The following is a 12,071-nucleotide window of genomic DNA, read 5'->3' as shown; positions in this document are numbered from 1 at the left end:
CTTGCCGCGATGGCGAACCGGGAACCACTGCGTGATGTAGTACAGAACGCCCGGGAAGAACCCGGCTTCGGCGGCGCCGAGCAGAAAGCGCATCACGTAGAAGCTGTGCGCCCCTTGAACGAAGGCCATGCCGATGGTGATGGCGCCCCAGGTGACCATGATCCGCGCAAACCAGCGCCGCGCGCCGAAGCGTTCGAGCATCAGGTTGCTGGGGATTTCCAGCAGGAAGTAACCAATGAAAAACAGCCCGGCACCAAGGCCGTAAGCCGCATCGCCGATACCGATGTCGGCGCCCATGTGCAGCTTGGCGAAGCCCACGGCGGAGCGATCCACATAGGCGATCAGGTACAGCAGGATCAGGAAGGGAATCAGTTTCAGCGTGATGCGACGAATAAGCCGCAGTTCCTGGCTCATGAGATCGGTCTCCGATTGTTGTTGTTATAGAACCTCGGGGGACGCCTCTCGCCAAAAACTGCCAGGGCCTTCCCTCCGTTGGAGCGGACTATATAGTAATACTATTTACGCAACAACACTTCCAAACAGATCGAATTGCGCTTATGTTACGCCTCAGCCAGAACAATATAGTCATACAATAAGAGAATCGATCATGTCTGATAAGAAACCCACCCTGCGCTCCGCCCAATGGTTTGGCACTGCCGACAAGAACGGCTTCATGTACCGCAGCTGGATGAAGAATCAGGGCATCGCCGACCACCAGTTCCACGGCAAACCGATCATCGGCATCTGCAACACCTGGTCGGAACTGACCCCGTGCAACGCGCATTTCCGCCAGATCGCCGACCACGTCAAACGCGGCGTGATCGAGGCCGGCGGTTTCCCGGTGGAATTTCCGGTGTTCTCCAACGGCGAATCGAACCTGCGCCCGACCGCCATGTTTACCCGTAACCTGACGAGCATGGACGTCGAAGAAGCGATTCGCGGCAACCCGATTGACGGCGTGGTGCTGCTGACCGGTTGCGATAAAACCACCCCGGCGCTGTTGATGGGCGCGGCCAGTTGCGACGTGCCCGCCATCGTCGTCACCGGCGGGCCGATGCTCAACGGCAAGCACAAGGGCCAGGACATCGGCTCGGGCACGGTGGTCTGGCAGCTCAGCGAACAAGTGAAAGCGGGCACCATCTCCATCGATGACTTCCTCGCGGCCGAGGGCGGCATGTCCCGCTCCGCCGGCACCTGCAACACCATGGGCACCGCATCGACCATGGCGTGTATGGCCGAAGCACTCGGCACTTCCCTGCCCCACAACGCCGCGATTCCGGCGGTGGATGCACGCCGTTATGTGTTGGCGCACATGTCCGGCATGCGTGCGGTGGAGATGGTCCGCGAAGACTTGAAACTGTCGAAAATCCTTACCAAGGAAGCCTTCGAAAACGCTATCCGGGTCAACGCCGCCATCGGTGGTTCGACCAACGCCGTGATCCACTTGAAAGCCATCGCCGGCCGCATCGGCGTGGAGCTGGAGCTGGATGACTGGACCCGCATCGGTCGCGGCATGCCGACCATCGTCGACCTGCAACCCTCCGGGCGCTTCCTGATGGAAGAGTTCTACTACGCCGGTGGCTTGCCTGCGGTGTTGCGTCGCCTCGGCGAAGCCAACCTGATTCCCAATCCAAATGCCTTGACCGTCAACGGCAAGACCCTCGGCGAGAACACCAAGGACGCGCCGATCTACGGCCAGGACGAAGTGATCCGCACTCTCGACAACCCGATCCGCGCTGACGGCGGCATCTGCGTATTGCGCGGTAACCTGGCGCCACTCGGCGCGGTGCTCAAACCGTCCGCCGCCACGGCTGAGCTGATGCAGCATCGTGGGCGTGCGGTGGTGTTCGAGAACTTTGACATGTACAAGGCGCGGATCAACGATCCGGAACTGGACGTGGATGCCAACTCGATTCTGGTGATGAAAAACTGCGGGCCGAAGGGTTATCCGGGCATGGCTGAAGTCGGCAACATGGGCTTGCCGGCCAAACTGCTGGCCCAGGGCGTGACGGACATGGTGCGTATTTCCGATGCGCGCATGAGCGGCACCGCGTACGGCACAGTGGTGTTGCACGTAGCACCGGAAGCGGCGGCCGGCGGGCCTTTGGCAGCAGTGAAGGAAGGTGACTGGATCGAACTCGATTGCGCCAACGGGCGTCTGCACCTGGACATTCCGGACGCCGAACTGGCGGCGCGCATGGCCGATCTGCAACCGCCGCAGCAGATGATCCTGGGTGGATATCGCCAGCTATACATCGACCATGTGTTGCAAGCGGATCAGGGCTGCGACTTCGACTTCCTGGTCGGTTGCCGAGGCGCCGAAGTCCCCCGCCACTCCCACTAACCGCATCTATCCCCTGTGGGAGCGAGCCTGCTCGCGATAGCGATTGAACATTCAACATTAAAGTTGGCTGTCAGTCCGTCATCGCGAGCAGGCTCGCTCCCACATTTGTTCATGCCTACCTCAAGATTGCGCCGCGCCTGCTATCATGCGCAGCACCTCCCCCGCACAGGATCGCGCCGTTCCCCATGGATTACCGCAAACCCTCCGACCGCAAAAGCATGCACTCGCGCATTGTCCAGGAACTGGGCATGCAGATCGTTTCGGGACGCTTCAAACCGGACGACAAACTGCCCGCCGAAGCCCTGTTGTGCGAGGAGTACGCGGTCAGCCGTCCGGTGCTGCGCGAAGCCACTCGCGTGTTGGTCGCAAAAGGCCTGGTGTATTCCCGTCCGCGTGTCGGCACGGTGGTCAAGCAGCGCAAGGAATGGCACATGCTCGACCCGGACGTGCTGCACTGGCTGATGCAAAGCAGCCCGCAGAATCAGTTCTTCGATCTGCTGACCAGCGTGCGCAGCATCATCGAACCGGCAGCGGCGGCCCTCGCCGCGCAATTCGCCACCGACGAAGACATTGCCTCTATTGGCGAAGCCTACCAACGCATGGAAGCCGCGCCGACGCCTGAAGCCCTGTTGCAACCGGACCTGGATTTCCACAGCCGCATCGCCGACGCCACTCACAACGATCTGCTGGCGAACCTGTGCAACATGCTGTCGGTGGCGATTGCCGAAGCGTTGAAGCATTCCAACCAGCGGCCGAACCTGCATGAATTGGCGTTGCCACGGCACAAGGCGATTCTCACTGCCATCGAAAACCGCGATGCGCTGGGTGCCCGGCATGCGACGCTGGTGCAGCTGGACGATGCGCGCAGTGCGCTGAATGTGGTGCTCGGCGCCGATCCCTCATAAAACACGATCCACTGTAGGAGCCGGCTTGCTGGCGATGGCGTCTGTTCAGACGATAAATATGTTGGCTGACCCACCGCCATCGTCGGAACGCCGCCCGCAGCAAGCCGGCTCCTACAAGGGTTACGTTGATCTTCAGATGTAAAAAAGCCGCAACCCTGGTTGCGGCTTTTTCGTTTCTGGCCTGAACGTCGGCCTTAGCCTATCGCCTCGCTCCCTGTGCGGTACCCGGCTACCGCACATCCCTTTCGATTCGGTTTTACGTTGAGGAACCACACATGCAAAGGATTGCATCATGCCCACACCTGCATCACCACCCGCCGCCGCAAGCGACACCGACATCATCGCGTGGGCGGTTCACACCCGATTTAATACCCGACCGACCTTACGCTCGCAAACCGCCCGCCTGCTCAAGGACGGCATTCTGGAAAAATACCCGCAACTGGTGTTCGACCCTGAGCGAACCAAAATTGCCCAACCGATCCCGGATGGCGCCTGGCGGCTGACGCTACTTTTGGACGTGGTACTCGACTACCTGGCCAGCGGCGCATTCCCCGATCTCAGCGAGCAATACGGTCGCAGCTGTTTTTTGACAAACCGTGTCCCCGCGCAACTTACCGTCGACAACACGACATCGCGACTGCCCGACCTGCAAGTGATTGCGCAGGTCATCCGTGAATTACCCGACATTTTCTACATCGGCGCTCAGGAATCATTGGCCGCCTGCTGGAACGAACAGGACGAAGCCGGCGTCAGCCGTTGGCAATGGTTGGGAAACCTGCTCGCCGGCGTATTGAAAACATCCGCAACGCGCCTCGCGGCAAGTGATGCCGAGCAGGCCGGGATTCTATTGGAGCTGGCCCGCCAACCCGACAACCGCGAACGTCTTCAGCGTCCTTGGGCCAAAGGTGCAATTGAAGCCTGCACGCTGCAAGTCACGCTGAGCAGAGGCGACATGTCGTTCACACTGCAGGAGCCGGACATCCTGGTGATTTGCGGCGAAACCCATTTGTTGTGCAGCGTGACCGGCAACATCGAATCGTTCCCGTCCCTGCAAGCCTTCGGTGCCGCATGGGGCGCGCGGTTTCAGCAAGACTTCACGGCGGACTCCATCACCTGGAAACGTTTTGCTCCGGACGGCAACATCTTTGATACCCAGGCAGCTCTGCTGCTGAACCGGCAACTGGAAGATTTGGAGTCGCTCAAACTGCCCGCACACGAAAACGTGGCCAGCCTTGAAAAGCGTTTTGATGCGATCACCGATGTCGCCGCACTGTTTATCGGCAGCGACAACCACCCGACGCACCTTCACGCCCTACAGACAACGATTCCCGAGTGGTTGCAGGGCGCCAGCGCCACTGATCGCATGGCCTGGCGTAAACACACGTTGTCGATGGCCAGTGTCAAACAGCAGACACAGGGGCGCTCGTTGCCCGACGACGTCGTTGACCTTCGCACATTCGCCAGAAATGCGCTGCATGAGCAAATGCTCAAAGACCAGCCCTTGGCACCCGGCTACAAGTCCGATGAACTGGAACTGACCTTTCACGTGCCTTTCGGCGATTTGGGCAGCGGCTACCTCGAACCCGTCAAAATGTCCCTGACCGACCTGGCGATCAACAACCTGGCCGGCAAACCCAAGGGCCGGATGACCCTTCGCCACACCGAAAACCAGCTGATTCAAGACTGGACCACCGAGGCCTATTTGCTGGATCTGGTGAGCCGCGTTGATGTTGGAAAACATTACCCCGAGTACATCGAGGCGCAGTTGCTTGGCAACAGTCCCGAAGCCAATGAGCGACTGCGACTCTTCGGCCTGGAACTGAGCCTGAATTTGCCGCTGCGTGCCCTTGAGCATTCGATCAAAGGTGAGCATGGCTTCACCTTCCTGGGCTATCGATATGTCGATGCAGTCTTCCAGCCGTTGGCCGCCGAGCGCATTGTCGAGGAACAGTCCGTCGTCATCAGGCCATTGGCGTTTCAACGCAAGGTCGGGGCCACGAGTGATGTGGTCAGCAACATGTTCATCATCGAGCCGAAAGACCTGAAGTCGGACGGCCCGCATATTCTTTACCGACCTATGTACTCAGAACCCCTGCACCAATACCCCAGCCGTCAGGACTTGCTGAGGGCCATTGCGCAAACCGGCCCGTTGCAAACCAGCGTGCTGACCTGGTTGCCGGATCGCGCACGGCCGATCTACGACAACAACGGCTTCACCGAACCCCATATTGTCCACTTCCATGCAGGGGACGAATTCACACTGCCTGAAAAGCCCCAACCGGCGATTCTGGCCGGCGACGAAGCGGTTGGCGGCTGGCTCACCGCGCTGGAAGAAGGTCGATTGCTGGCCAGTCTGTTCGTCAGCAATGCACGCACACTGATCGATCTGGCGGATCGGCAATCGGTGTCGAATGCCGAGAGCCGCTGGGCGATCATCCTTGAGGGTGGCTGGCTGGTGTTCAACAACCTGATTCTGCCGTTGTTGCGCGGCCCCGCCATGGTGGTGGGCTGGATGCTGCAAATCGCCCACAGCCTGATCAACGATCTGCCAGCGCTGGACAGTGATGACCCGAAGGCGCGGAATCAGGCATGGATCGATGTGCTGTTGAACATTGGCCTGTTGGTTCTGCATGTCGCTCGAGAGGAAGGATCCCCGGCACTTTCCGACAGCGCAGCGACGCCAGTTCCGGATGCCCTCGCCTCCTTGCGCCGTCCTGCGCAGACATTTTCATGGCCCGCCGAATCGACTATTACCCAGGACACTCCGGGCCTGCCCTCCGAGCCGCCGGGCAGTGGCAAGACCCTGCTCGACTTCAACCAGTCGAGCGCGCGCGATTCGGCAGCGGCCCGACTGTTCAACACGTTACGGGAGGTTCAGGTGCCATGGCCGACACCTCTGCCAGAGCCCGTTACCACCGGCGTCTTCAAAGGTTTGTACCGGATCGGCAATCTTTGGCACGCCACCGTCGCCGGCCTGCTGTTTCGCGTGAGTATCGTGCCCGGGTTCGGTGAGGCGTATCTGATACATCCGGAGCACCCGGATCATCCCGGCATCAAGCTCAAGACCAATGGAGCGGGCCGCTGGACTCTGGATCAAGGGTTGAAACTGGTTGGCGGCGGGCGCAATGCACGGATCAACGCCCAGCGAGAAATCACGCAACAACGCATCAGTCTGCTGGAACTCAATCGTCAGGAATTCGTGGATCAGCAAGTGCGGGTGCAGAAGCGCGTCGACATTGCCGAAAACCTGATGCAGCTGAAAAAGAACGACGCCGCCAGTACAGAGCTCGATCGCGCCACGTACAGGCAACGGTTCGTTGATGAGCTGGACAAACAGACCGAAAGCTACGCCACGCTGCTGGCCGAGAAAAGGGAATTGGCCGAGTTGACCAAATCCGATCCCGATCCTGTGCAGTTGTGCAACCTGTCGGAAAACATCATCAACAACGCCCGCAAACGGATCGTCATTGCTGACTGGGAGCGCGAGGCTGTCAATCAAACGTATGCGGACTTGAGAAATGGCGTCGGGCATTTGCATGACGCGTTGATCCGCGAAGGCGACGCGGTACTGGATCGCTACTTTGAGTTCATGCGCAAAACCTCCGACATCAACGAATCCATGATCAAGCTTCTGGACCAGGTAGACAGCCGACTGCAGGAACTCAAGCAGATCCCTCGCCTGGGCATCGAGTACTGGAAACGACTGACCGGCAACAGGCCCGAAAATGAAATGACGGCACTGCGCGTCAAGTGCTACCAGTTGAGTATCTTGCGCCTGCTCAGCCTCAAGGCCCTCGGAAGCAGCACCATGGGTGTGCTCGAACACACCCTCAGCCCATTACTGCTGCTGTCTCGCTCGCATGCCGAACTGCAAACGGAACACACCTACACCAACAGCGATCGGATCTCCGTTCTGGAGAACCTGGTCGATCAGTACAACAAGGCACAGGACGGCCTTGAGGCGATAGGCATTTTCAGCACAGATGAACTGCAGGCACACCCCTTCAATCGCCTGCGCGAGCTCATTCACCAACTGCGTATCGATGCCGAACGACGTCTTGCGGAAGCGCTTCAACTGTTGCCGCAACCGGAGGAGCCTTCAACATCAGCTTCCGGCCCCAAGCCGCCGATGAAGCGTCCCTATTCATGGTCCAGTCGCAAGCGGGTGATCAAAACCGCTAAAGGCACATTGATCGGCGATCTTCGACAACGGGTCGCTCACCAGGAAGGAGACATTGTCGACATCAACCATCCGTTCGAAGAAAGGGCACTGGCTTCGTTCCACGAGCACGAGCCCAATGTCTGGGTAGAAATCGTCGATGCCAGACCCGCAGCTACCAAGGCAACGCACCCCTATCAGCAGCTCAAGGGCGATGCCCGCAAGGCGTTGGCCGATGTCGATAAAAACGTGCAGAAGATCGAGGGTTACGCGCAGCGCGCCAGTTCTCCCAAGGAAATCGAAGAGCAGTTGCAACGGGAAGCACAAAAACTGATCGGGTACGCCGATGGACTGGAACAGCACGAAAGTCCTCCGGCCAACCGCGAAACAGACGTTTCGCTGATCAGCGGACTCCGCGACAAAGCGCTTATCCTCGACAACAAGGCCACCGAACTTCGCACCCGCATGACACTCGCCCGACCGCCCAGTAGCGAGGGGGTGGAGTATCTGCTGCGGCACAAAGAAATTTTTGCGCGAATCAACGGCAACCGGGTTCAGCTGAAAACCGGGCGGCGTGACTTCATGCAAGAGTACGCTTTGTTGAATAAAGACAATCAACCCTGGTGGTACGGGCATTTTCACTACGCCAACGCGGATGATGCCAAGGCTGACTACACCCAGGCGCACTTGAAAACCAGGGAGCAACGCTTCGAAACCTATGAATCGGCCATGGCCAAGGCCAAGGACCCGAAGCAGAAAATCGAAATTCATCACGGAATCATCAGCAAGGAACTGGCGAACAGCGATTTTCTACCGTTGCAACCCCGCTGAGTTTTTCAATCGCCCATAAAAAAGCCGCAACCCAAGGTTGCGGCTTTTTGGTTTTGCCTGAGGTTTAGTGAGCGAACAACGAGTTACCCTTCTGCCCCGCCAGTTTCTCCGGTTTGATCAGGAAACGAGCCAGCGCCGGCAGCAGCCACAACGCGCCGAACATGTTCCAGAGCAGCATGAAGGTCAGCATCAGGCCCATGTCGGCCTGGAACTTGATGGCTGAGAAGATCCAGGTGCACACGCCGATCGCCAGGCACAGGCCGGTGAACAATACGGCTTTACCGGTGGACTTCAGCGTCTGGTAGTACGCCTCTTGCAACGGCAGACCGGCACGCAGGAAACTTTCCAGGCGGCTGTAGATGTAGATGCCGTAGTCCACGCCAATCCCCACGCCCAACGCCACTACCGGCAAGGTCGCGACTTTGACGCCGATGCCCATGAAAGCCATCAGGGCGTTGCCGAGTACCGACGTCAGCACCAGTGGCAACACGATGCACAAGGTCGCCGCCCAGGAACGGAAGGTGATCATGCACATGGTCGCGACGCAGATGTAGACGAGGATCAGGATGGTCAGCTCGGATTCCTTGATCACTTCGTTGGTGGCCGCCTCGATGCCGGCGTTACCTGCCGCAAGGATGAATTCCAGGCCTTCCTTGTTGTTTTCCTTGGCGAAGTCCTGCACCGCATGAACTGCGCGATCCAGCGTGGCAGCCTTGTGATCGTTGAGGAACACCAGCACTGGCGCCAGGGAGCAACTGTTGTTGTACAGGCCGTCAGCGCGGGCGATGGAGTTGTTCAGCACGTCCGGGTTGCGCGACAGGGTTTCCCATTTCAGGTTGCCCTCGTTCATGCCCTTGATCATCTGCTTGGACACAGTCACCAGCGAGATAGCCGACTGCACGCCCTCGGTGTTCTGCATCTTCCACATCAGTTCGTCGATGGGTGCCATCGCTTCATAGCGCGAGCAACCTTCGGACTTGGTCTTGACCATCACCACCAATACGTCGGAACTGGTGGAGTAGTTGCTGATGATGAAGTTGTTGTCCTTGTTGTAACGCGAATCCGGACGCAGCTCTGGAGCACCTTGGTCGAGGTCGCCGATTTTCAGGTTCTGGCTGTACCAGAGGCCGCCACCGAAGGCCAACAGGGCCAACACGATCGACACCGGGGCAACTTTCGGGCTGGCGAAGTTGGACAGCAGGCGCCAGAACGGGTGTTCGCGGTGCGCGTCTTTCTTGCTGCGCTCGACGGCGCGCTTGCTGATGCCGACGTAGGAAATTGCCACCGGCAACAGGATCAGGTTGGTGAACACGATCACCGCCACACCGATGGATGCGCCGATGGCCAGTTCGCGAATCACGCCGATGTCGATGATCAGCAATGTGATGAAGCCCACCGCATCCGCAAGGATCGCGATCATCCCCGGCAGGAACAATTGGCGGAAGGTGCGCCGCGCCGCAGTCAACGCGTTGTCGGCCTCACTGGACTGCAAGGCGATACCGTTGATCTTTTGCACGCCGTGGGAAATACCGATGGCGAAGATCAGGAACGGCACCAGCATCGAGTACGGATCCAGCCCGAAGCCGAAGAAGTGCATCAGGCCGAGCTGCCAGATCACCGCCACCAGCGTCGTGCTCAACACCGCCACGGTGCTGCGCATGCAGTTGGTGAACCAGTACAACAGAATCAGGGTGATGACGAAGGCGACACCGAAGAACATCACCACCATCACCAGGCCATCGATCAGGTCGCCGACTTTCTTGGCGAAACCGACGATGTGGATCTGCACGTTGGGGTTCTGTTTCTCGTACTTGTCGCGGATCTTTTCTTCCAGCTCGTGGGAGAACTTGCGATAGTCCAGGGCCAGCAACTTGCCTTGGTCCTGCGGGTCCGGGTAGGACTCCAGCAGCGGGATATCGACGATGCTCGACTTGAAGTCGTTGGACACCAGGCGCCCGACCTGACCGGACTTGAGCACGTTGTTGCGCAACAAATCGAGGCTTTGCTGGGAGCCGTTGTAGCTCTGCGGGATCACTTCACCCCCGGCGAAGCCCTCCTCCGTCACCTCGGTCCAGCGTACGCTCGGGCTCCACAGCGACTTGAGGCCGGAACGGTCGACGCCGGAGATGTAGAACACCTCGTCGTTGATCTGACGCAGGGTCTCCATGTACTCCTTGGAGAAGATGTCGCCGTCGGTGGCTTCAACCGAAATGCGAACGGTGTTGCCCAGGTTCGCCAGGTCGTTGCGGTGCTCCATCATCTTTTGAATGAACGGATGCTCGAGCGGGATCATCTTTTCGAAACTGGTGGACGGCCGAATCAGCGTCGCTTGCCAGAACAGGAAAATACTCACCAACAGACAGATCACGATCACTGCCGGGCGGTTGTTGAAAATCAGGCGTTCAAGAAACGTCGCCTTGTCTTGGTGATGGCTGCTCAAGGATGTCATAGACCCGCCTTCTTATTATTTGCCCGGCTCATTTGGACGACCCGTTTTTTCCATTCTCTGCACCGGCGCCGGTTGGCGAGGTAACGCGAACGCCGCCCTGTCCTGCCAGAACCAGATTGCCGTCGCCCGCCGCAGTCACCGCCGAAACGGAAATGCGATCCGGACGGTTGAACACGCTGAAGGTTTCGCCGTTGTCGTTGCTGCGGATCACCGAGCCACCGTTGCCGACGATCACGATGGAACCGTCGTCGAGCAAGGTCGCACCGGACAGGCCGAACTCCAGCGCGCCACGGGTGGCTTTCAACTCGACCGGCTCCCAGGTGGCGCCGAAATCGGTGGAGCGGAACAGGTTGCCCCGCAGCCCGTAGGCCAGCAGCGTGTTGGCCTCGGCGGTGCCGATCACGCCGAACAACGAGCCTTCATAGGGGCCTTCGAGTTTTTCCCAGGTCTGCCCCCAGTCGGAGGAACGGAACATGCTGCCCTGCTCGCCGACGATGAACAGCCCGGCATCCTTGATCGCTGCAATGGCGTTGAGGTGGTACTGGTCTTCGTTGTCCAGGCGGTCGCTGGCGTCTTCCCAGGTCTTGCCGCCGTCGGTGGTGGCCACCAGCGCGCCGTAAGCGCCCACGGCAAAGCCGTTGCTGGCGTCCTGGAACCAGACGTCGAGCAGGGGCGATTCGCGTTTCAGGTCTTCATATTGTTTGGTCCAGGTGACGCCGCCGTCCTCGCTGGCGAGGATCTGCGCGTCATGCCCGACGGCCCAGCCGTGTTTGTCGTCGACAAAATAGACCGAGGTCAGCAGTGCCCGGGTCGGCACCTTGGCCTGGGTCCAGGTCGCGCCCTGGTCATCGGAATACAGGATGTGCCCGCGATCCCCGACTGCCACCAGGCGCTTGCCGGCGTGCACGACGTCGAGCATCAGGCTTTTGCTGGCTTTGGCGGATTCAACGGAATAGACAACGTCGGTGGCTGGCGCCGCATTGGCCAGCGCAGGTGCCGACAACACGGCACAGCCCAACAGCGAGAGCGCTGTAGCCAGCAATGCGAATTTGCGCAGTGCCGGCGGGCGGCAGATACCCACACCCATGACAGGCTCACTCATAGACCTTCCCCCATTATTATTGTTAGGTCGTTCAACCTTTCAGGGCGCCGTAAGGGGTGCTCATCGGGATTGGATGGTTAGGAGCATAGTCCTGAAACCCGCAATCCAGAGCCCCTTCGGAAGCTGGCTTATCCTATCGGGGTTTGGAAAGGTCTGACAATCGACGCCACGTTATCTTTTGTTAACCTGGGGGGATGGGGGTTTTTCTGAATGTTGGGGTATCAGGTGGGGTGATTTGGGGTTTGTGGTTGGTGTTTTGTGTACATATCCATTTTTGCGGT

At 59.2% G+C, this 12,071-nt stretch carries 6 protein-coding genes; 3 read left to right on the top strand and 3 right to left on the bottom strand.

Going from position 1 to position 12,071, the window contains the following annotated elements; translation table 11 throughout:
• Positions 1-414: MFS transporter (locus tag KGA97_RS27365; protein ID WP_223481845.1), on the bottom strand; the 414-nt coding region annotated here is incomplete at its 3' end.
• A gap of 193 nt (positions 415-607) precedes the next feature.
• On the opposite strand from KGA97_RS27365, the gene KGA97_RS27360 reads away from it, so the two are divergent.
• The 3 genes from KGA97_RS27360 to KGA97_RS27350 all read left to right on the top strand — a co-directional run bounded on the left by KGA97_RS27360 (position 608) and on the right by KGA97_RS27350 (position 8,239).
• Positions 608-2,344 (top strand): IlvD/Edd family dehydratase, encoded by a 1,737-nt coding sequence (locus KGA97_RS27360; protein WP_008030087.1) that lies wholly within the window; start codon positions 608-610, stop codon positions 2,342-2,344.
• A gap of 185 nt (positions 2,345-2,529) precedes the next feature.
• A complete protein-coding gene (locus tag KGA97_RS27355) occupies positions 2,530-3,249 on the top strand; it encodes a FadR/GntR family transcriptional regulator (RefSeq protein WP_008030085.1) in 720 nt (239 codons plus the stop codon).
• Between the two features lie 292 nt (positions 3,250-3,541).
• A complete protein-coding gene (locus tag KGA97_RS27350) occupies positions 3,542-8,239 on the top strand; it encodes a dermonecrotic toxin domain-containing protein (protein WP_223481844.1) in 4,698 nt (1,565 codons plus the stop codon).
• Positions 8,240-8,303: 64 nt separating this feature from the next.
• Here KGA97_RS27350 and KGA97_RS27345 read toward each other — a convergent pair whose 3' ends face one another.
• The gene (locus tag KGA97_RS27345) at positions 8,304-10,688 is read right to left on the bottom strand and encodes an efflux RND transporter permease subunit (protein WP_008042857.1); all 2,385 of its coding nucleotides are present in this window, start codon (positions 10,686-10,688) and stop codon (positions 8,304-8,306) included.
• 28 nt (positions 10,689-10,716) lie between these two features.
• Positions 10,717-11,790 carry a WD40/YVTN/BNR-like repeat-containing protein gene (locus tag KGA97_RS27340; protein WP_207284231.1) on the bottom strand — a complete coding sequence of 358 codons (1,074 nt, stop codon included), beginning with the start codon at positions 11,788-11,790 and terminating at the stop codon, positions 10,717-10,719.
• Positions 11,791-12,071: the final 281 nt, after the last annotated feature.

This window comes from Pseudomonas sp. BF-B-15 (assembly GCF_019946675.1).
GTDB lineage: Bacteria > Pseudomonadota > Gammaproteobacteria > Pseudomonadales > Pseudomonadaceae > Aquipseudomonas > Aquipseudomonas migulae.
The sequence above is the reverse complement of the archived record's forward strand: the minus strand, read 5'-3'. Positions and strand labels throughout refer to the sequence as shown.

Coding starts and splice junctions, on each gene's coding strand:
- KGA97_RS27360 (WP_008030087.1), top strand. CDS start 608: ATGTCTGATAAGAAACCCACCCTGCGCTCCGCCCAATGGTTTGGCACT.
- KGA97_RS27355 (WP_008030085.1), top strand. CDS start 2,530: ATGGATTACCGCAAACCCTCCGACCGCAAAAGCATGCACTCGCGCATT.
- KGA97_RS27350 (WP_223481844.1), top strand. CDS start 3,542: ATGCCCACACCTGCATCACCACCCGCCGCCGCAAGCGACACCGACATC.
- KGA97_RS27345 (WP_008042857.1), bottom strand. CDS start 10,688: ATGACATCCTTGAGCAGCCATCACCAAGACAAGGCGACGTTTCTTGAA.
- KGA97_RS27340 (WP_207284231.1), bottom strand. CDS start 11,790: ATGAGTGAGCCTGTCATGGGTGTGGGTATCTGCCGCCCGCCGGCACTG.